The organism is uncultured Aquimarina sp. (assembly GCF_947495315.1).
Lineage (GTDB): Bacteria > Bacteroidota > Bacteroidia > Flavobacteriales > Flavobacteriaceae > Aquimarina.
In genome coordinates, this window is sequence record NZ_CANLYD010000008.1 from 94,576 (window position 1) to 119,109 (window position 24,534).

The following is a 24,534-nucleotide window of genomic DNA, read 5'->3' on the forward strand; positions in this document are numbered from 1 at the left end:
GTAATTGTTTTTATCTTTGAATAAGTAATTATTTCACTGACTGACTATCAATTATGAAAAAGTTCAATAGGTCGATGCGCTGACCATTGAGCTTTTTCGTTTTTTAATAATGTACTAGTCTTCTAAATCATTTAACAAAGCAATTGCACTTTTTTTGTATCTGGTATTTTTAGAAATCAATTCTTTTAGAATCGGAATCATTCTATCTTTTTGATCCATTCTTAAATAAGTAAGAGATAAAAACCATTGAGCATCGAAGTGGTTTGTACTTTCTCTTGAAAAAGCCTTAAACAATGTTTCGGCTTTTATCAATTGATCGGTATTGAGATAACTATTTCCTAAGCATAGTTTTAACTTTTCGTCATTTGGTTTTTGTGCTATCAAGTTTTCCAAGTCAATAATAGTTTCGCTGTATTTCTGACTTTTATAATTTAACAAAATGTCTTTGAGAACTTTATTTTCCGTAGTATCAACACCTCGTTTAATGTCTCCAATAGGATAGGGAGTATAATACATGGCATATAAATCTTGTTCAGTATTATTTTGGAACCAAAAAAAGGTGGATATCCCAATAATAAATATGATGGATGCTGCAATTTTCCAGTAAGATAATACAAGTGATCTTTTCTTTTGCGTATTATTTTCTTGTGCTAATTCTTCCTTGGCTGTTATTAACTTTCTCCTAAAATCGATTGCTTTTGTACTTGCTAATTCATTTTGAAGTTCTTTGTGAATTGTTATTTCATTCTTAAGCTCAGGATTAGCTTCTATAAGAGCCTCAAAACTTTCTAATTGCGTTTCAGATAATGAACCTTCAATGTATGCTTCTATTGTTTCGAATAGTTCTTGTGTCATTTCCATAATTGAAACTTATTTAGTGTCTGTTTTTCAATTCTTCAAAAACAGGATCTGTCTTGATTAATTCTGTTAGCCTCTTTTTACAATTGAATTTTTTCTTTCTTACATATGATTCAGTGCTGTCTCTTTGTTTTGCAATATCTTTCATCGATAAACCTTTAAAAAATAGCATTAGTAGTTCTTGACAAGCCGGGCCTAGTTTCAAAAAATACTTCTGATATACATAACTTCTTTCTTTTTGTTCAATTTCATCAATAATATCCTCGCTATCCGAGGCAACTATAGAAAGAATACCTTCGTTTTTTATTTCTTTTTTACTCCTTCTTAACTCATTCATCCACATGTTTCTGCATACAGAGTAGATGTAAGTTCCTAATGAGCTAGTAAGTTGTAAGGAATTGCTTTCAAGTTTCTCGTAAACAAAAACCATGGCATCTTGAAAAATATCTTCAGCATCTTTTTCACTTCCCGAATTCTTAAGAATAAAGCTTTTTACTTGAGGTAAATACTTTTTGTAACATTCTTTTATAATGGTTTGATCTCCTGCAACAATTCCTGCTAAAATTTCGTTTTGTATTTTGTTACTCATCGATTAATGTTAAATAACTCCGAATTGTTACCCGGTTAGGAATAAAAATATGATATAAAAGTAACATATTTATTCTTTTAACTACTAATGAAAAAGATTCAATACTATATAAAACTTTAATACAGGATAAGTATATGCGCGAAAATACAGGTCTTTTAGTAATATTATTGTTTTTATTTATTTCTAACCCTTGTCGGTCTCAATCCAGAAATGATACACTTGCTGCTCATAGGTATTTTGTTATTGGAGATTCCCTGTTAAATGTGGAGGAATATAAAAATGCTATTGATAATTTTCAAAATGCAGCGATACGTTATAAGGAAAATGCTTCCTCAAAAAGACATGCAGAAAGTCTTCAGAGAATTACAGATGCCTACTACTATTTAAATGATTTTGACAGGGTAATTCTTATCGCAGATGCGGTATTAGGTATTTGTAATGAAAAGCTTGAAAAAGATACGCTAATAGAAGCTAATTCTCTTATAATCAAAGGGAAAGCATATAAAAGAAAAAATCAGTACGGCAAGGCGATAACGCTATATAAGAAAGCTCTTGAAATCTTGATAAAAAAAGTTGGGGAGTATCATATTGAAACTGCCTATCTAGAAATATATCTCGGTATAGCATATGACGATTGGGGGCTTTCAGAAGAAGCACAAAAACATTATACCAATTCGTTAAAAATAAATCAGAAGCTATATGATGAAGGAAAAGATAATGAATTAAATACTGTCTATTTAAACTTAGCTGTTTTATATAGCAGACTTGGATTATACAAACAAGCAATTCCTTTTTATGAAGAGGCTATTGCTTTAGATATAGAAAAGTATGGAGAAAAAGATCCGTATTTGGCAGAAAGCTACGGTAATTTAGCGAGTAATTATAGTAAAATTGGGGAGGATTATATATCACTTCAGTATTTCTATAAAGGGCTGAATATTTGCAAAGAAAACCTCAAAGAAGGAGATGAATACTTTGCTGTATTATATAACGGAATTGCAACCCAATATACAAAGTTAGAAAAGCTCGATAAAGCCCTTGAAACATATAATAAATCATTAAAAATTTACCAAGATATTTATGGTGATTCTCACATAAATACGGCTGAGGTTTTGGGTAACATCGGTGGAACATATAGAATACTTAAAGAGTATGATAAGGCTTTAAATTATTTACAAAAAGCCAAACAAATTATGGAGTCTCTTTTTGATAAAAACCATAGGAATTTATTTTTACCTAATTATGAGCTTGGTCAATTATATGAACAACTGCAAGAATATGACCTAGCGATCGAATATTATGAAAAAAATCTGGCTATCGCACTACAAAACTTTGGTTTAAAAAATCAAAAGACTTCAGAAGCATATATAGAAATCGCAAGAATTCAATTGATAAACAAACAATATAAAAAGGCTATAGATACCTATCATAAAGCTATTATTGCGGGATCGAAGAAGTTTAAGGATGAAAAAATTGATGCAGTTCCAGAGATCAAAGATTATTTTAATGGGGATACTCAGCTAACCGCTTTATATGGAAAAGCAAAAGCAATAAAACTATTGGCCGAAACTCATAACGACACCCAAAATATTAAATTAGCGTACCAGCATTTTTTTATCTGTGATGCATTATTAGATGAAACTAGAATATCGTATCAATCAGCAGAAGACAAAATGTCTTTAGAAAAAAATGCAAAAGAATTGTACAGGGAAGCTATTAGTGCCGCACTATGGTTGAACCAAAAGACTGGAGATAACAAATACTTGAAGGAAGCTTTTTATTTTTCAGAGAAAAATAAATCTCGCTTGCTAGACGAGCAACTACGAAAAACGAAAGCGACTAATTTTGCTGGAATCCCTTCTGATAAAATTAAAGAAATAGAGGAAGTGAAGATCAAATTAGCTCAGTACACCTCAAAATTGTATGAGTATAAAAGTGAATCAACTGAACAAGATTCAGAACAAATAGATAAGTATTCGGATTTGGTGTTTTTATACGCTCAAAAAAATGATTCTATTATCAAAGAATTGGCTCATGATTATCCAAAGTATTATAGACTTATTTATGATCATACCATTGTATCTGTGGATGAGATTCAATCAAAATTACCAAAAAATACCGCCCTTCTGGAATATTTTACCTCAGAATCAAAGATCTATAGTTTTTATATTTCTAATGATGCGTTTACCATACAATTATTACATACCGAAAACCTAAAAGAAAAAGTAATTGGTTTTAGGGATGCCATTATCCAAAAGGATATGAATACATATTCTCAAATTGGGAACACATTGTATAATGATCTAATCGCACCGATCAAATTAAAAGAACAAATAGATAATTTAATCATTGTACCTAGTGGTATTTTATGGCATCTTAATTTTGACTTATTAATAACAAAAGAATCCGATTATTCTAATCCTCAGGAGATTTCGTATTTCTTAAAAGATAAGGTGATTAGTTATGCTAATTCAGCAGAATTGTTTTTTTCTGAAACATCAAAAAAACAAAACGTTTTACAAGAATGTTTGGCTTTTTCATTTTCAAATGATAATGCAACTTCATCTTCGTCAATTTCTATGAATACCTTACGAAACACCAAAGATAATTTGCCAGGTGCTAGAAAAGAAATTAGGGCAATTTCAGAAATTATTGATGGAAAATACTTTTACGGAAAGCAAGCTGGAGAGGCTAATTTTAAAAAACACGCGAATCAATATGACTTGTTACATCTTGCCATTCACGGAGAATTAGATGATGAGCACCCAGAGAATTCTAAACTATTCTTTACACAAGATTCATTGTCTAATGAAGATAACTACCTCTATAATCAAGAAATATATAATCTGGAGATTACGGCAGGATTAGTAGTATTAAGTGCTTGTAATACAGGTGCAGGAAAAATTTCTAAAGGAGAAGGAGTCATGAGTTTAGGTCGTGCATTTCAATACGCTGGAGCCAAAAGCTTGCTACTTACCTCTTGGGAAGTATCTGATGATACTACTCCCGAGATTATGAAAAACTTCTATCATAATCTTTCTAATGGTATGAATAAAGCAAAAGCATTGCAACAGGCAAAACTACAATTTCTGTCCACAGCAAATATGTATCAGACGGATCCGGTATATTGGGGAGGCTTTTATGTATTAGGAGATATTTCTAAGGTCAATCTATCTAATACAAAGTATGTATACCTGTATGTATTCATCTCAATAGTAGTTTTAATGATAGGAGTGTTGTTTTTTATGAATAAAAAGAGAAAAACACAGGTTTAATATATTCATAACCAAAGAATAGTGTCAGATAATAATAAAAAGTATTATTTTTGCGGGCCAAAAAAACACAGGAGAAATGGGGTAACATTCTCGTGGTTTTAAACATTAAGTATAACGATAAAAAGTGAATAGAAGATAAAGGGCTTCTTTTTAATTAGATATACGAACCCAAAATAAAACAAGAAAAGTGAGAAAACAATTATTTTTTTTAGTGGGACTTTTGATGAGTTTCACCGTATCGGTAGCGCAACAAGTCTATGTAGGAGACCTTACACTAAGTTCTCAAGCGGAAATAGATGCGTTTAATTATTCAGAGATTCGAGGGAGTCTAACGATTCAAGAATCTCAGTCCGGAGATATTACTGATCTTACACCTTTAGAAACGTTAGAAATCCTGGGTGGAGGTTTATTCATCATCAAGAATGATAACTTACAGAACCTGTATGGGCTTTCGGGTATAAAGACAGTGAATGGCAATCTGGAAATTATGAATAATACTGATCTTAATGATATCAGTAGTCTTTCTAATTTAGAACGGGTACTAAGTGATGTTAAAGTTCATGCTAATCATAAAATTACATCTCTTAACCCATTTAATGGGTTGATAAAGCTTGGCGGTGGATTGAGTATTCATTGGAATTTGGGACTTAGTACGCTAGATGGATTTAATAATGTAGAGCGAATTGAGGGGCATCTGGAAGTTACTTCCAATCTAAATATGACCGATATCTCTGGATTAAGAAATCTTATATTTATTGAGGGACATTTACGGATTGTAAATACAAAAATATCAGATTTAGAACCGCTAAGAAAAGTGACTAGTATTTTAAGTCTGATTCTTAAAAAAACTCCTATCTATAATCTGGACGGATTATCAGGGATTAATGAAATTAGAGGAGGTTTATATATTCATAACAACCCATATCTTCAAAATATCAAAGGGATATCAGACGGGTTAATAGGTAACTTTGTTACATTGGATTTTGAGAATAACCCCAACCTTGAATCTATTGAAGGAACCGAAAAGATTACTAGTATTAATATAGATATACGATTTGTCGGAAATACTAAATTAAGAAATCTGGATGCGTTGTCTAATATTATGTTTGTGATCGATGACGTAGAGATCAAAGACAACACAAATCTCGAAAGTGCCTGTGGTATTGTTCAATTATTAGAGGACCCTTCTTTGGTGTATAGAGGAACAATTACTATACAAAATAATGGAGCAGACACTAGCGATATTGAGCGTATTATCGATATATGTAACAATTGTAGAATTTATTTTGGTGATATCCTGTTAAGTGATCAATCAGATATTGATAATTTTAGATATTGTAAGGTAAACGGAGATGTAATTATCGAAGAAGCTCTAAGTGGAGAGATCATAAACATAAATGGCTTATCAAATCTCACCACAGTAATTGGTGATTTGGTTATTAAAAATAATGAAAGACTTGAGGATCTTAATGCACTTTCTAATTTGAGTGTGTTAAGAAGGGATTTTATTATTGAGAATAACACTGCGCTTACCGATTTAGGTGATTTTGATCTGTTAAAAGCAACAGGAGGATCTTTAAATATTGTCAATAATCCATCAATCCAAACGCTCAATGGGTTTTCAGAATTGAGAGTATTAAGTGGTGATCTATATATCCATAATAATCAAAATCTAACCAATCTTGATGGCTTACGCCTTAGAGGGTTTGATATGTACAGGTTTTGTGATATTAAAATAGGTCAAAATAACAGCCTTACCAATATCGATGCTATTTCTGACGTAGGCTTGGTTCCAGGTAGTGTGATTGTCTATGATAATCCTGTATTACAAACATTAGATGGACTTTCAGGAATTTATGGAGTACAGGATCAGCTTTCTATTATTGGAAATACAGCTTTACAAAATGCTTGCGGTATTGTTAGTTTGCTAGAACCAGCCACTATATGGAGATCGATCTTACAGCCTTCTCTAGGTGAGATATCAAATAACGGTAGTACTTCGAGCAGCGTACAAGAGATTATTAATTTTTGTAAGAGGACACATTTTGGAGATCTAATACTAAGGTCTCAAGAAGAGATAGATGCGTTTGATTATGAAATTATCAGAGGAGCATTAATTATAGAAGAGTCAGTACCTGGTAATATTACAAATCTCGATCCTTTATATAGTTTATTACAAGTGGATAGCGTAATAATTAGAAACAATACATCACTTACAAGTTTAGGGAGATTAGCCTATAGTCTTATCGATGTTGTAGAAGATAACGATAGTTTTATACTAGATAATAACCCATTACTTTTTAAATCAGAAGATAGTAACTCGAGGTCTCGTAATTATTTTGAGGTGTATTATATGTTGTGTTTGAGAACGATCCGAGAAGCCAAAGTACGATACAATGCCACAGAGGATTATGAAGTGATTCGTGGGTATCCTCCAGGAAGTATAGGATGTACACCGGGACCAGTTACCGTTTTTAAACCCAGAGAGCCAAGACCTAGAAAAAAGACTGCTCAGCAGTATTATGTTGGGAATGAACCTCTAAAGACTCCTCAAAAATTAATAATGTATCCTACTGTTACTGATGGAATAGATGTTACTATTAATGGTTTGTCTACTGATTTTACCTATACGATTTATAGTATGACAGGGGTGTTAATGAAACAAGGCTCGTTACAAAACGAAGCACAGTTAAAAACAATTCGATTGGATAGTCATTTAGATACAGGAATGTATCTTATGAAGATACAAGAAAATGATAAGGTAACTACCTTACGATTTATGGTAAAATAAGTTTTAAGAAATACATAAGTACTATAAAGACTGTCTGAGAAGGTAGTCTTTTTTTATGTTATTTTTTAAAAGAAGGGGGTAATGTTTTGGTGTGTTTTTACATAAAGAGGAAATAAAAACATGAAAATATGAAAAACGTAACATTACTTTGCGCATTGTTCTTATTGACGATGCAAACAACTTTTGCCCAAGTATTTCCAGGAGATTATCTTATTGATGAACAATCTGATATTGATTTATTTAATTATACCACTATTACCGGGGATTTAATTATTAAAGAAGGATCACCAGGAGCTATCTCCAATCTGAATGGCCTTTCAGAATTGACATTTGTAAGCGGAAATGTGATTATTACCGAAAATAGAAATCTACAAAATTTAGATGGTCTCTCGAATATGAATGCAGGAGATTTTACGGCAATCACAATTTCTAAAAACGCTTCATTAAATAATGTTAATGGATTATCAGGAATTACACTTATTTCTCAAAGACTTGTTATAGAAGATAATATAGTATTAGATAACCTGGATGGTCTGGAAAATGTAGTCTTTATAGATAGTGCAGAAGGTTTTTTTTTATTAAGAGTTAGAAGAAATTCCAGCTTAGCAAATGCTTGTGGGATTATTAATATCATTAACTATGACCAAAGTTTAGTAACCGTTATCAATAGTATTAATAGTAACGGTCCAAATACCAGTTCCGTAGAAGACGTAATTGCAAATTGCATAACGCCTTCTTGCGAAGGAATATATCCTGATAATTTGGTTTTGGACTCGCAATCAGCTATCGATGCTTTTAACTATTGCGAAGTGGCAGGTAGCCTGACTATCGAAGAATTGGTAACAGGAGATATTGTGGATTTAAGCCCCCTCAATGTGTTAGAAAATTTAGGAGGAGATTTAAAGATTTATCGTAATAAAGCACTCACTGAAATAAATGGATTTCAGAACCTAACTACTATTAATGGTACTTTAGAACTTAGAGGAAACACATTGGTAACCAATATTGATGGACTTAGTAATATAACAGCGCTAGAGAGACTAGAATTGTTTAACAATTTTAAATTAGAGAATATCGACGCTTTATCTAATATTACAGAGCTAACAGATGTAAGAATCACCAACAACAATCTAACAAATCTTTATGGGTTAAGAAATCTAGAAACTATTACAAACAGTCTGTATTTAAACAACACTAAATTAATTAATCTAGATGATCTAAATAACCTACAAACAATAGTAAAAGCCATGTATCTATATTCTAATGGTACATTAGAAAACGTAAACGGATTACAAAATATGATAGTAGGTAATGCGATACATATAAATAATAATGTTTCATTAAAAAATCTCGATGGACTAAATAAAGTATCATCGCTTAACAAAGATCTTATTTTTAAAAACAACACAGGCTTGGAGAATGCTTGTGGAATTAAACAATTGTTAGCAGAAAATGCTGTAGATGGTACGATTTCAATTTCTATGAATGGTCCTAATGCAAGCAGTATCAATGCTATAATGAACAATTGCCTTCCATCGTTAGGGCTGGTTATGTACCCAACCGTAGGTTATGGTAATCACATGATAGTAGAAGGTATAAAGGCCCCGTCATTTACGTACATGATTCATAATCTTTCTGGAATATTGTTAGAACAAGGAACCATATCTAATGCAAACGATATTAATACTGTCATCTTTCGTAATGTACTTGGTCCAGGAAATTACATATTTACCGTAGAAGAATCTGGTCAAAGGACTTCAGTACAATTTGTGGTACAATTTTAAATAAGTTCGATATAAAGGCTGCCTGAAAAGCCTTTTGCCTGTCATTTCTGGCGGAGTCGAGAAATAATATATGTGGATTTTACCACGTATTGTTTCTCGGCTCTCCTTTAATTTGATGTTTTCTGTTTTTATGCATTTTTCCAACAGTTTTTTGTAATGTTTAGTATAGAAAATAGTTTATAACAAGTAATAAGAATGATCAAAAGACAATCTATGTTTTATAAAAGTGTAATTTTTATTTTATTTCTCTTGGTTCACCAGATGATTGCTGCCCAATCATCGACGTCTTGTGATACATCTTTACTAAACCAGATTGAAAAAGCTAAAGAAGCGTATGAAGCTGCCAACTATACAGAAGCAAAGGAATTAGCACTTTGTACCCTTAAAAATTTAGGAAGGAATAAAGATAAGTTATTGTGCGTTGCTGATCTTTATTCTGTTTTAGGTAATATTAGTATACTTAATGGAGTCAATAAATATGAAACTGCTCAAGAGTACTACTTGCATGAATTGTCTTTAAGACAAAAGCTTGGAGAAAAAGGAACTGAATCAATTGCAATAGCTTCTTTTAATTTAGGAGCGTGTAATTATTATTTGGGGTCATATGAAAAAAGTAAAGAATATCTAGAAAAGTCGCTTGATATATTTTTGTCAAAGGATATTTATGAACTTAGTGATGTTTATTTTTCTGAACTTATACGATTTTTATCAGAAGTATACTGGTTTTCGGGAGAAAAGAATAGGGCAGAAGAGCTTTTACAAAAAAAGGTTTGGCCCAGATTAAATAAAATCAAATTTGACAGAAGGTTGATTGGTTACTATGCATCCAGAGGTTATAATTATTATCTCAATAAAGAATATCAAAAATCGATTGATTTTCAGATAAAAGCGGTAACCCTTTATAAAAAACACCTTCCTAATGAACTAGGAACAATATTTAATACTACTAGGTTAATTGGTTCGGTATATGTTGCTTTAGGTAACACTGATAAAGCAATAAAATATTACGAGGAAGCTTTTGATATAGCAAAACAAAATAATTTTCCTAAGCTAGCATACTCACTTATTTATAATATGTTAGGCAACACTTATAGAAAAAAAGAGGACTTCGTTACATCTCTAGACTATTATAAAAAATCTTTGAGGTTTCATACTCCTACTAATACTTATGAAGATTCTGATAAAATTCCTAAATCTGAGGAACTCTACGACCATTATCCTTTGATAATGAGCATATTAAAAAGTAAGTTTTATGTGTTAAGAGAAATTTATAAACATAGTAAAGATAGTAGTTATCTCACACAATCTATCAATACTTTTAAACTAGCTGATACTTTACTGTCAAATCAATATCGAAAATTCCAATTCAATAATGACGTTTTAACTTCAAATGCATTACATAATTTAGAGGTGTACTCTGGTTTAATAAGTTCCTATTTTGATATTTATAATAAAACGAAGACCCCAAAATCTTTTAACCAAATGTTATTTTATTCTGAAAAAAACAGAGGATTAGTTTTAAATCAATCGACAATAAGAAAAACACTAAAATTGAATAGTTTTATTCCAAAAGTGATATTAAAAAAACAGCAGAATATAGAAACAGATATTTCTCAAAAAAAGTCAAGTTTTTTGTATTATAAAGACAAAAATGATTCAGTAAGTTTTAGAAAGGTTAAAAAAGAAATCTTCTCTTTAAACTTAAAAAAAGACTCTCTAGAAAGTGTCATAAGAAAACAATATCCTAAGTATCATCAACTTACTTATGATAATACTATTATATCGGTAAAAGAAATCCAAAATAAGTTGTCTAAAAATGCTACCTTATTAGAGTATTTTGTTGCCGATAGTACCACCTATGCTTTTACAATTTTTAAAGATGAGTATAGCGTATCAGCATTGGATATTGATAGTTTAGAGGATACTATTACACAGTTTAATAATGCCATTATAGCTAAAGATGCTGAGAACTATAATGAATTGGCATATTCATTATATCAAAAGCTTATTGTTCCGGTGCAGCATACATTAAAAGGCGAAGAGCTTATTATCGTACCAGATGGTCCGCTTTGGCATCTTAATTTTGATCTATTATTAACCAAAGAATCTACATCAGAAGCTTATCAAGAATTGCCTTATTTCCTTAAAGAAAAAGTCATTAGCTATGCGAATTCTGCAAACTTACTGTTTAATCAAGTATACGATGAACAGAAAAAGAATATAAAAGAGTGTTTGGCGTTTTCTTTTGCAGATACAACCAAAACTGATCAGGGAAGCACTATGGATTTGGCTACCCTGCGCAATACTGATGATGATTTACCCGGTACACGAAAAGAAATCAAAGCGATATCCGAAATCATAAATGGGAAGTATTATTATGGAAAAGAAGCCATTGAAGATAATTTTAAAAGTAATGCGGCTAACTATAATATCCTTCACTTAGCCCTACACGGAGAAGTGGATAATGAACATCCAGAAAATTCTAAGTTATTTTTCACAAAAAATAAAGATAGTATAGAAGATAATTACTTATACAATCATGAATTGTATGCGATGGATATTCCTGCAGAATTGGTAGTGCTAAGTGCTTGTAATACAGGTACCGGAAAAGTCGCCAAGGGAGAAGGAATCATGAGTTTAGGAAGAGCTTTTCAGTATGCGGGAGCTAAAAGTTTGGTACTCACCAACTGGGAAGTGTCTGATGAAACCACTCCTATATTAATGAGAAATTTCTACGCTAATTTAAAACAAGGAATGAATAAAGCAAAGGCTTTACAGCAAGCAAAATTACAATACTTACATACTGCAAATGTCTATAATTCTGATCCCTTTTATTGGGGAGGTTTTTATTTGATAGGGGATACGGCAGCTATTGATTTTCAAAATAACCTTTCACATTGGTATTGGTTAAGTTTATTTCTAGTCTTGTTGAGTATAATTCTTGGGTTTTGGTTCTTTAGACAGAAAAGAAAAAGAAGTTGATCGCTTATTTGATTATAACAAGTTAATAAATACATATCTATGTGTATTTGAGTGAAATGTAAAAGAAAAGCGTCAATTCGAGACATTCGATAAAATTTTATCGAGCGAAGAGATTTGACGTTTCAAAGCAGAGCTTTGGAATCTTTTTTCATCAGTGTAAGATTTGTTTTGCGTTAAAAAATCTTGAAGCCTTGGAAAGATTTTAGTAAAATAAATCTGGTTTTGTTGAAAACAAAAACACCTTGAAAAAAGTGCCTTTTCTTTTGTTTCGTTTTCTTTGGGCAAGTAAAGAAAATGAAAAAGTTAAATTAAGTCAAAATTTAAATATTTAATAAACAAGTAATTACATAGTCCGTCAATGGTGGTAATTTTTTGTGAGGACCTCTCAATTAAGCCTGTCCTGAGCCAAGTCGAAGGGCTCGAGATGACAGAAGAAAAATTGTATCGAGGATAGCTTTTTTAATCCACCCCCCCTATTCTTAATAAACTTCTCTAAGTTTTTATATATTTTAATGGACATATTTTGATTAAAAAATTCTAAATAAGCAACGATCAAGGATATCATTTTGCTTCATGTTTTTAGTAGAAGAGGGGGTAACATTTGTACAGATAAATACATAAAGGGTTCATTTATTAAAACAAAAAAAACAGAAACATGGGAAACAAGAAATTTAACATTAAAGGAATGCAAATATTAAGCAAAGAAGATCAGAAATTCGTACAAGGTGGTATGGAATGGGAAGGCCGCCGACAAAGTTGTAATGTACAATATAGTGCCGCATCAGCCTCAGCATATACCAATGCAATAAGGACTGCTTTAAGGTGTGGAGGATATGCTTCGGATTATCTTCATTATAACATAGACCTTCCAGCTTTCTTAGATGAATAACATCTGTATTATTAGTTAATTAAAAAAAGTATCGAAAGTCATGGCACTAGCTATGGCTTTTTTGTTTGTGTAAAATAAACATTACCTCATCTACTATCATAAACATTCCTAACATAGTCACCATCTTCAAATCTTCTTTGTGAAATTTTTTAAATGAAGGGGGGTAACATATATCGTCTTGATTACATAAAGAGCGATTAAAAACAAAAAAGTAAGTATCAAAATTAGTCTTATGAAACAAAAAAGGAACTCGTATGAGATGAAATCATCTCCAAGGGAATTCTATTTAACAGATTTTCTGTTCAAACTTCGTGAAAAGTTGCAGGAGCCATATATGGTTCTGATCATGCTATTAATTTATTTGTCTACACCAAATAATATGTGGTCACAACAAGTAGGAGATAACCCTTCTGGAAACAATGTAAATTACAATGATTTTTTCGTAAAAAACATTGAAGAACCTAATGCTTCTACATTTAAAGAGGTCAAACTATCGGCAGCCAATCCTTATGTAGGGAGCGCTAATATTAGTATTCCTTTATATGTGATCAAAGACGGGGACATTAGCGTACCTATCTCTTTAAGTTATTTAAGTACTGGAGTAAAAGCCAATAGTGTAGCTTCAAATGTAGGATTAAATTGGACGCTAAATGCAGGTGGTATGGTTAATAAGGTTGTGGAAGGCTTTGAAGATTTTGGGGTAGAGTTTAGGAATCCTTTAAGAAAGCCCTTTGATAATGACCCTGATGATGATTGTAATGTAATTCCTAGTTTTTGTAACTATAGAAAATTAAAATATGATGATTTTGAAAGACCTGCTGATTTAATAAATACTATTGGTGATGGTAGTATTGGTTTAAAAAGCCTAGGTTGGTTTTTAGGAGATGAGCCTTTAGATATCAAAGATTTTTTAGGGTATACATCTAATTACCTAGATAAAATACTAACCGTTGAAGAATTAAATAGATATAAGATAAAACAAGATGTATATCCTGATTTCTTTTTTGTAAATGCACCTGGATTAAGTACAACATTTACACACAGAAAAGATAAAACAGCTTTTGAAATAGAAAATAGTGGAAATAAGATTAAAACCACAATAGGTAAGAGTAATGTGATTAATTTTTTACCGAAATTTCACGATGAAAGCTATTTTCACACTATCCAGACTTTTTATGGAAGTAAGCCAAGGCCTTTAACGTGTATAAATAATATAGAAATAACGAATACTTCAGGGACAAAGTATAGTTTCAAAGAATTAGATGTTAACCAATACATAACACGTAATTCTTTTGGACCATTTCAATATGGTTCATCTATCAGTGCTCACTTAAGCTCGCAAGAAGTATCAGCCTATCATTTAAATTCTATTAAGGATGCTAATGGTCGTGAGGTAACTTTTGAATATGAAAAATATACATTGCAAAGCTTTTCACCTTCATCGTCATCAAGTCATAACTTAGGAAGGGATGAAAAATTTAGACTAACCAATGCTTCAATTACAGAAGTATATTACCCACAGTTAAATCGGTTAACTAAAATTAACTTTAGCAATGGCTCAGTTGAGTTTAAATACAATCTAAATAGAAGAGATAACCAAGGTGATAAAGCGTTAACAGGTATTATTATTAGAGATAAACAAAACAAAATTGTTAAAGCATTTTCTCTTAAATACAACTACTTTTCTTCGAATACAGACTGTAATGAACCTTACTGTTTGCGTTTAAAACTTACCTCGGTAAGAGAATATGATGCGACAAATAATAGCTTACCTCCATACTTGTTTTTCTATGACGAGACTAAACTACCAGAAGTAGGGACACATAATATCGACTATTTAGGCTATGCTAATAGTACTGAATATACTTCTTATCGTCAATTAACAGGTTACGTGTCTAATATTTATTACTCTTATGATAAAGGGAGGCTTAGTTTTTCTCCTGTCAAAATTTTTAGTGATAGTTATGAATTAGCCAAGAATGCAAGAAGTCTAGCTCCTAACCTAAAATATTCAATGGCGGGAACTTTAAATAGAATCAAAGAACCTACCGGAGCGGAAAAATATTTTACTTATGAGTTAAATACATTTTCTACTCCAACGGTCAAAAATATAACAGCAGCTGGTTTACGATTAAAGCAACAATTGATTAAAGATGAAAAAGGGCACACAAAGTTATTAGAAAACTATACCTACGAAAATGAGGATGGTAGTTCTTCGGGTTTTTTAAATAATCTACCTACTTATGGAGATGTTTCGGTTAGTAAAGCATATAGAACAAATCCAGAAGTCTATAATATTAAATACGGAATCACAAGTGGTCATCTTAATTTTAGAACCTATTCTTCACCTAAAAATAAACTGAAATTAGTACAAGGGAATAATATTGGATACGCGAGAGTAGTCATTAAAAATGGAATTAACAATGGTGTCATAGAAAGAAATTATCATACGGCAAAGGAGTATCCAATTGAAGAGCCAAAACTATATAGGGCATCATTTAACGGTCAGGCTTTAGAGGAAATAACGGATACGTATAGTGATTATAAACTAGTAGATTCCTATAAAAATGGAGGACATTTTCCGCATTACAATAACAAGGACATCTTGCTCGGAAAAATGTGGTTAGAAAGAGTTTTTGATGCCGATAATGAACTAGTTAGCCAAAAAGAGATCCAATATCAATACGATGTATTAGAAGAAATGCAGCAAAATGTTGAACTATACAGATCTCAATTAGTGATAACTCCAGAACTTGAGGGAGATTACCCTATTTTAATACAGCCTAAAATATTTTCGCATAGAAATTTGCAAAGTGTAGTAAAGGATAAAACAATCTATCCCAATGAAAACATTGAACAAGTAGGACAATTTACATATCACAATACTTTTCCTTTTGTGAAAGAAAGTAAAATGATATTTAACGATGATCAAAGTATTACCACAAAAAATTATTATCCTTTTGAGATAAGTACTGCAAATACCCTGGGTGATACTCCTCTTACAGGATATGAGATGGAAGCTATAGCATCACTAAACAATGATCATCAGATAAATAGTCCAATACAAACCGAAAGTTATAGAAATGATCAATTGATTGGTCTACAAAGAACCAACTTTGGAGTTTTTCATAATAACCATATACTACCAAAATCTATAGCTTCTGCAAAAGGGGTAAGACCATTAGAAGAACAAGTAGAGTTTACGGCATACGATACCGCAGGAAATCTTGAAGAAGCAAGCAGAGTTAACGGTTCTAAAATACGATATGTTTGGGGATATCAAAGAGAATATATTATTGCAAAAATTGAAGGATATACTAATGAACTGACTACAGAGCAAATCGATTTGATGAATAATGCCAGTAGCGTATCTAATCAAGATAATGATAGAACTGTAGATTTTGTTGGTAAAGAAGGGACGCTGAGACAAGCACTTCACCAAATAAGACAAGCATTTATAACAGCTAATGTCACCACTTCTACCTATGATCCACTAATTGGAATCACCAGCATAACCAATCCAAGAGGTGAAACAGTGTATTATGAGTATGATAATTTTAATAGGCTTGAGTTTATAGAAGATCAGAATAATAACGTAATCACACAATACTGTTACAACTATAAAGGAGAACGAAAAAAATGTAATTATGATAAGGATAATAATATAGATGTACGAATAACTATAAACATTGGTGAATTTAAAGAATATATGATTCCATCACCTGTTAGAGAGAACTATGTTGAAGAAGGTTTTTATCCGGTTAAAGAAAATACTTTTCCTTGGTATACTTGGCCCGAGATTAATGATATTAACACTGGTCCACCAGACCTACTTCCAAAATATAGCATGCACCCTATGTTCTATAGAACAAACGTAATAGGATATTATCATAATCCAGATGATTTTAATCCTGATCCTGTAAGCGAATTAAATACATCCTTTTATACTTTAAATGATCGTTTTGTCGGTGCGAGAGGGTATATTAAAACGTTTAGAAATGGATATGCATTTGCTATTAATGATCTGGATAAACTTGCAGAATGTGATGCAACTCGTAGAGCCGTGGGAAGAACGGTAGCGACCAACTGTACCAACTCTGATAATGCTATCGAAAATCTAATTCTAAAATGGCATATTCTAGTAGATGGAGAAAAATATCCATTACACATAGCTCCAGAAATTAAGACCGTATTTTTTGTTCCGAGATGCTTAGATAATAAAATTGGCAAAGTGGTCTGTGAAATCTATAGGAAAAACGATACGGATCAATCTAATCCCTATCGCAAAGTAGAATCTGATGAGATGATTTTTTCCGCTGGATTTGAACCTTTAGATAATAATGGCTCTGATAATTGTGGTGCCTCAGCATTTACGCCACCTACCTTTTTACTAAACAATTAAAATGATGATCATGAAATTAAGAATAAGTTTACTACTACTGTTCATGACGGCGATGAGTTTTGCTCAAGTTGTCTTGCCACCAGATGATAGTGTTGATCCAGAGCCATTCCGATTAGGGATTAAAGGAGATATATCTGTCAATCCAAATGACATTAAAACTTATGTGTTTGAAACTCAAGGAACCGATGATAACGATATTAATATATTCGAAGCACAATGGGACGTATCTGGCGGCGAAGTTATAGGCTCTGATACTCAAAGTGTAACTATTAAGTGGCTTGGAACATTTCAAAATGATGTAACGGACGGAATTGGAATCATAGAATATAAGCCTTTTTTTATTAATCCAGTTTATCGAGATTTTCTAACACTAAATATTACCATAAAGAATCCAAAAAACTTTGTAGAAATACCTTCAAAACCATCTGTGTTGAGCCAAAATTGTGACTCGGCTGTATTACAAAAAGGTAATGAAGCATCAGACAATGTAACCTGGTATTGGCAAGGTACGAATAAGAATGGGCTGAGTACATCAGATGCCAATCCAACAATAACTGTTACAAATTCCGGAACTTATTACCTAAGAGGCAAAAGATCCGATGGTAGATGGAGCAAAAAATCAAGTGCTATAGATGTACTACTTACGGGATGTGCAAATTATTCTTCTACAGATGAGAACTATATTAAAACTATCGTTTTTCAGCAAGCCTATAAAGAAAACGAATTAGCAACCGTAAAAAAAGATAGCGTTATAGAGAATATAACCTATTATGATGCCTTAGGAAGAGCGAAACAGAGCATTGGGATACAACATTCACCAACAAAAAAAGATGTGGCAATGCACATTGAATATGATGTGTTGGGCAGGCAACCAAAAAAATACTTGCCTATAGTAACAAATCATAGTGATGGTATTTTTTTAGTAGAAGATATGCCTGCAAAAACAAGAGAATTTTATAAAGCGTTTTATCCAGAAGATTTTGAAAATAGTAATATAAATGAAGTAAATGCTTATAGTGAAGATGCATATGACGGATCACCTCTAAATAGAATGCTAAAAAAAGCAGCTCCTGGAGAAGCCTGGAAAATGGGTAATGGACACGAAATACAGTTTGGATATAATACGAATAGTGCAGAGGATGAAGTTTATCATTTTATAGCAACTACTGTGACGGATGGAGATATTTATAATCCTACGTTGATTTTAAATACAGTTAATGATGGACAGTACAAAGCTGGTGAATTATATAAGAATAGTACAAAAGATGAAAACTGGGTAGCAGCAGATGGCGTAAATCGTACTACCGAAGAGTTTACAGATAAAGAAGGGCGTATGATCTTAAAGAGAACATACAATAATGATGAAAAACACAATACCTATTACGTATATGATGAATATAGTAACCTGAGTTTTGTAATACCTCCTAAAGTGAACGTAGCAGATGACGTGTCAGATGGTGAACTGAAGGAGTTGTGTTATCAGTATAAATACGATCATAGAAATCGCTTAGTAGAGAAAAAAATCCCCGGGAAAGGTTGGGAGTACATCGTATATGATCGCTTGGATCGACCAGTACTGACTCAGGATGCTAAAATGAAATCCCTTAATAAATGGTTGTTTACTAAATATGACGTATTAGGTAGGATAGTGTATACAGGAATGTATATACATCCCACCTTAATAAGTAGACCGCAAATGCAATCATTGTTTAACAGTGAAAATGTAACAAATGAGGACTACTACGAAGATAAATTGCAAGCTCCTGGAGGAGAAAATATATACTACAGTAATGTACACTTCCCAAATACCAATCTAACGATACATACGGTTAATTATTATGATGATTATTATTTTGATGTAAAGGGAATTGTAAAACCAAATGAGGTATATAATCAGCAAGTAACCTCAAATGCAAAAAGCTTAGCTACAGGAAGTAAAATACGGGTTTTAGATACTAATAAATGGATTACTTCAGTTAACTATTATGATGAAAAAGCAAGATTGATTTATGGGTATACTAAAAATGAGTATTTAGGCACTACCAATACCATAAGTAATAAACTGGATTTTGTGGGTAGAATAGAAGAAAGCAAAACTACGCATAAACGCGGGGCAAATTCTATGATCACTACTATCGATACTTTTGAGTATGATCATATAGGAAGACTTATATCGCAAAAGCAAGTAATCAATGATCAGCCTGAGGAGTTAATTGTAAAAAATACTTATGATGAATTAGGGGTATTGGTTATAAAAGATGTTGGAGGTAAAACAGAGGAAAACTCGATTTCTTTTTCGAATATAGTTAATATAGCTATACAAGGAAATAAAATTATAAAAACAGGTGAAAAAGGTTGGAATGCAGGAACGAATACTAAAACAGGTATTTTAGAAAACGGATACATATCTTTTACTGCAGGAAAAAATAATATAGGGCTAATAGCAGGCCTATCATATGATCATTCAGATCTTACGTATAAAATAGATTATGGTATCTTTCTTGAACAAAATGGTTATCTTAAAGTTAAGGAAAAAGAAAATACAATCTATGGATTAAATCAGAATTATAAAATAGGGGATACCTTTACTGTAGAGAGACAAGGAAGTATTATACGATATAAAAAGAATGGAGCTGTTTTTTATACTTCTTCTGTACCGGCATTGACGGGAGAGTTATACGGAGATTTCTCTCTGTACACGACAGATGCAAGTCTTACAAATATTAAGATGAGTGGACAATCTTTACAAAGTTTACAGACAGTAGATTATAAATATAACGTAAGAGGTTGGTTACAACAAATCAATAATCCAGACATAGCGTTAGGAGAAGATCTATTTGCTTTTAAAATCAATTATAACACCCCATATATCGCAGAGAGTACAGCATTGTATAATGGAAATATAAGTGAAATCCATTGGAAAACAGCCAATGATAATAAACAAAGACATTATACTTATGGGTACGATGACTTAAATAGAATTACCAAAGGGATCGATAATACCAATAGATATAGTCTTACCAACGTAAGTTATGACAAAAATGGCAATATCCTCCATTTGGTTAGAGACGGGCATGTGGTTGCCAATCCTGATCAGACAGAAGATGCACATTTTGGTAGTATGGATAACCTCCAATACGAGTATAGAGAAGGTAATAAACTATGGAAGGTAACAGACCATTGTAATAATCAATTTGGATTTAAAGATGGAGCTAATACATCTGATGATTATGTATACGATATCAATGGTAATATGACGGTAGATCGCAACAAAGGAATTACTAATATTCGATACAATCATTTAAACTTGCCGACTGTAGTTACCATTAATGGAAAGCAGATTCGATATACTTATGATGCCACCGGTACAAAACTAACCAAATCAGCAAATGGGAAATTTACGCATTATGATGGTGGCTATGTATACGAAGGCAAAGATCTAATATTTATGAATCATCACGAAGGTTATATAGAACCTTCTGTCACCTCGAGTGGAGTCGAGAAGTTTGACTATGTCTACCAATACAAAGATCATCTGGACAACATCCGTTTAAGTTATAGTGATAGTAATAAAGATGGTAATGTTAGCAAAGATGAAATACGCAAAGAAAACAACTATTATCCTTTTGGATTAAAACATAAAGGATATAATAATACTATTGGAGGTGGTAGAGATCATAAATACGGATTTAATGGAATAGAATTAAATGAAGATAATAATCTTTATGAAATGGATCTTAGGAAATATGATCCGGCTATTGCCCGTTGGACATCCATTGATCCAGTTGTGCATTACTCATTATCAACATACAATGCTTTTGACAATAATCCAGTTTTTTGGGCGGATCCTAGTGGAGGTAATTCTATTATTTCTACAATACAGAAAATATGGGATCAAACTCCAAATGGAGAATCAGCTACATATGATGAAAATGGAAATAAAATAGATGATACGGACCCTAAGAAAGATAAAATAACAACAGATTCGTGCCCAGAACCTTGTGATAAAAAGTTTTTAGAACAAAAATTAGTAAAAAGAGATGCGACTAACCAAAATTTTGTTTCTAATAGATTAAAAGATTATAAGGTTTCTGTAATGAAAAAAGAGCAAGAGATACTAGATAAAAAAATAGAAGAGGTGAATAATCTTTTAAAGATGTTAACTTGGGAAGTTGCAATGGGAATTATTGATGAAACTAAATTGGGGGAAGTAGTGGGAAAGATAAACACTTTAAATACTTTTGTTGGATTAAGAGATGCAGGAACTCAACAAATAACCGCTGAAATGCTCAAATTTGTCATTTCTAGTACAGTAAAAAGAGGAGCGGTTGTAGTGACACTTTTAGATATAAGTATGGAACTTGGAAGGTTAAAGTATGAGCGTAATGTGGATAAAGCTATAGAGTTATATTTAAAAAGGACGGTCGTTGGGTATCCGTATGGTGATACTAATAAGCGTAGAGAATACTGGAAAAATTTTAATAAAAATAATAGTAAAAAAGAAATTAGAGAGTTTAGAGATGTTATATTTAAGAAGTAAAAAAAATAATTACTCTTCAAAGAATGGCTCGCGGCGTTTTGAGTAAGCAATATAGTAAGAAGGTAAATAGCAGTAAACAGTCAACTAGAGATAGTTGGCTGTTTTTTTATGCTTTTTAGAAAACAAGGGGTAACAGTTTCTATGTTTCTGACATAAAGTGCAAGGAAAACAAAAAAGTAAAACAAGTTAGCAATGAGATGTAAACAATTTTTTTGGAGTATACTATTAGTAATATCCTTGGTATCCTGTAGCCCAGATGAAGATATTCCATACGAATCAATCATTTTTGAACCACCATCTTGGATAATTGGGGCTTGGGATAATGAGGATCCAGAGGCTTTTACTGAAACCTTGATATTTACAGAAATTAATATCGTTTCGGAATTTAAAGATGGATCCACACTAGATTATAGTCAATCTATAGCTCCTAACAGAGATAATACAATCATTGAAGAGGTTGCTACAGATAATGAGTATTCCATTATAGTACGGGTAAGTTTTCCCGATGGAGAAGAACTTGTTTTCACTAACACCTTTAAAAAAACATCACTCACTTCTTTAACTGTTTACGACAATTTGCAAGAAATAGGAACTTTTGTTAAAAGATAAAAAATCGTGAAACTTAAATTAAAATTTGTAATTGCTATACTAACAATAGGATTTACAGCCACTTCTTATAGTCAAAATTATACAGTAAAAGACAGTATAACTCTTTACACAGATCGTGTTTTTGATATTTTACAAGAAAAAAACTTGTATCGCGAAAAACTAGATTGGGCTTCTTATAAAGAAAGATTCTTGAAGGTAGCCACTACCAAGACATCGTTTAAGGAGTTCTTACCTATGTTTGGTAAAGTATGGATGGATTTGGGAGATAAGCATACTTCTATAAACACATCAGATATGCAAATCAAAAACCCCACCGTAGGAAATTTTGATGGCAGTGAGTTTAGTGCAGCATTATTAGAAAGATACCAACAAGGGAATTTTAATTTTGAGTGTAAAATATTAGATAATCAATATGGCTATATTCTTATGCCAGGGATTGATTTGCCTGATGGTAAAGATATAAATGCAATAGCCCAAAAAATGTATGATCAAATCCATAAAATATCGAATACTCATAAAATAAAAGGATGGATTATCGATCTTAGACTTAATATGGGAGGGAATATGTGGCCGATGATAGGAGCCCTATATGAGTTGTTGGGTGATGGAGTGTTTGGTGGTTGGAAATTCGAGGATCGAATTGAGAAAATATACCTTAAAAACGGAAAAGCATATCAGGAAGAGGATATGATACTCACCATAAAAAGAAAACCTTCAAATGATATGGATACGGCCAAAGTAGCACTCATAACCGGAGTTTTTACAAATAGTTCCGGTGAGATTACTTCAATTGCTTTTAAAGGAAGAAAAAACACCATTTTTATAGGAGAAAAAACGATGGGATTAACTACAACGAACCATATATATAAAATGCCTTTTGATACGTATTTTAATAATGCAGAAGCTTACGATGTAGACCGAAATGGTCAGTTTTATGAGCAGATTATACCAGATATATCCATCCATAAGTCGGATAACTTTAAAAACCTATTAGAGGATGAGAATATTAAGCAGGCAATAAAGTATTTTAATAACGAGACTAAATAATGACAAAAAAGATAATATGGTTTGTAGTAACCTCACTTTTGGTTTCTTGTGCTAAGAAAAGAAATAGAGAAATAAAAAACACACTTCTTTCTAACTTCGTTGAGATAACTGAAAATGAAAATAAGGGAATAGATGAGGTTCTTGATTTTTATCAAGCAAATTGCGAATATTTCATTGGTTTTTCTTCCTCTAATACAGAAGACTCAAAAAAGTATTTTAAACTTAAAATGAGCAATAGCGAAAAGTTGTATCTACTAGAAGAAGAGCTCGAAATACCTGCTTCTAATATTGCTTATCGTTTTTATAAAAACCTGGAAAATGAAAGGTCAAACTACGATGAAATCCAAACCGTCTTTATAACTAGAGATGGTAATGAAGAGTCTTATGTTTTTAATCGTGAGACTTTAGACTTTATTCATAAAAAGGCCACTTTGGTAAATACAATTTTAGATTCAATGAAACTGAAGGAGTATGATTTTTTAAAATCAACCTTAAGTACCAGAAGTTACGGAGAGCATAAAGGGAGACTGATCAAGGACTTTAAAAAAATGGATAGTATGTATGGTGAAATAAGCAATTATAGCCCGTTAGGGTATAAGGTGTATAGAACAAAAAGTGATCTTAAGATACTTCATATTTCTGGATTTGCTTTAAGAGGAAGACAAAATCACGCACTTAGTTTTTATGTTGATTTCGAATCAGATAAAGATGAAATACTAAAAATACAAGGAGAATTATAACTTTTTCTATTTTCGAATACTGTTCTAT

The 24,534-nt window shown here is 32.0% G+C and carries 12 protein-coding genes; 10 read left to right on the plus strand and 2 right to left on the minus strand.

The window, feature by feature from the left end:
* Positions 1-114 precede the first annotated feature (114 nt).
* Positions 115-861 (minus strand): hypothetical protein, encoded by a 747-nt coding sequence (locus tag Q0910_RS15280; RefSeq protein WP_299218298.1) that lies wholly within the window; start codon positions 859-861, stop codon positions 115-117.
* A 13-nt stretch (positions 862-874) separates the two neighbouring features.
* Complete coding sequence (locus Q0910_RS15285) at positions 875-1,447, minus strand: sigma-70 family RNA polymerase sigma factor (RefSeq protein WP_299218300.1); 573 nt, start codon at positions 1,445-1,447, stop codon at positions 875-877.
* Positions 1,448-1,581: 134 nt separating this feature from the next.
* On the opposite strand from Q0910_RS15285, the gene Q0910_RS15290 reads away from it, so the two are divergent.
* The 10 genes from Q0910_RS15290 (at position 1,582) to Q0910_RS15335 (ending at position 24,506) form a co-directional block, all read left to right on the plus strand.
* A complete protein-coding gene (locus Q0910_RS15290) occupies positions 1,582-4,722 on the plus strand; it encodes a CHAT domain-containing protein (protein WP_299218303.1) in 3,141 nt (1,046 codons plus the stop codon).
* A gap of 187 nt (positions 4,723-4,909) precedes the next feature.
* On the plus strand, positions 4,910-7,513 hold the full coding sequence (locus tag Q0910_RS15295; RefSeq protein WP_299218305.1) for a T9SS type A sorting domain-containing protein: 2,604 nt from the start codon (positions 4,910-4,912) through the stop codon (positions 7,511-7,513).
* 128 nt (positions 7,514-7,641) lie between these two features.
* Positions 7,642-9,297 (plus strand): hypothetical protein, encoded by a 1,656-nt coding sequence (locus tag Q0910_RS15300; RefSeq protein WP_299218307.1) that lies wholly within the window; start codon positions 7,642-7,644, stop codon positions 9,295-9,297.
* Positions 9,298-9,492: 195 nt separating this feature from the next.
* On the plus strand, positions 9,493-12,279 hold the full coding sequence (locus Q0910_RS15305; RefSeq protein ID WP_299218309.1) for a CHAT domain-containing tetratricopeptide repeat protein: 2,787 nt from the start codon (positions 9,493-9,495) through the stop codon (positions 12,277-12,279).
* Between the two features lie 655 nt (positions 12,280-12,934).
* Positions 12,935-13,168 carry a hypothetical protein gene (locus tag Q0910_RS15310; RefSeq protein WP_299218310.1) on the plus strand — a complete coding sequence of 78 codons (234 nt, stop codon included), beginning with the start codon at positions 12,935-12,937 and terminating at the stop codon, positions 13,166-13,168.
* 232 nt (positions 13,169-13,400) lie between these two features.
* Positions 13,401-17,570, plus strand: a complete 4,170-nt coding sequence (locus Q0910_RS15315) for a hypothetical protein (RefSeq protein ID WP_299218312.1) — start codon at positions 13,401-13,403, stop codon at positions 17,568-17,570.
* A 10-nt stretch (positions 17,571-17,580) separates the two neighbouring features.
* Positions 17,581-22,110, plus strand: a complete 4,530-nt coding sequence (locus Q0910_RS15320; RefSeq protein WP_299218314.1) for a DUF6443 domain-containing protein — start codon at positions 17,581-17,583, stop codon at positions 22,108-22,110.
* Between the two features lie 192 nt (positions 22,111-22,302).
* Positions 22,303-22,719 carry a hypothetical protein gene (locus tag Q0910_RS15325; RefSeq protein WP_299218317.1) on the plus strand — a complete coding sequence of 139 codons (417 nt, stop codon included), beginning with the start codon at positions 22,303-22,305 and terminating at the stop codon, positions 22,717-22,719.
* A 6-nt stretch (positions 22,720-22,725) separates the two neighbouring features.
* Positions 22,726-23,766, plus strand: a complete 1,041-nt coding sequence (locus Q0910_RS15330; protein WP_299218319.1) for a S41 family peptidase — start codon at positions 22,726-22,728, stop codon at positions 23,764-23,766.
* Positions 23,766-24,506: a hypothetical protein gene (locus tag Q0910_RS15335; RefSeq protein ID WP_299218321.1), complete on the plus strand. Its 741-nt coding sequence runs from the start codon at positions 23,766-23,768 to the stop codon at positions 24,504-24,506. The genes Q0910_RS15330 and Q0910_RS15335 overlap by 1 nt, the downstream gene beginning before the upstream one ends.
* The last annotated feature ends 28 nt before the right edge of the window (positions 24,507-24,534 follow it).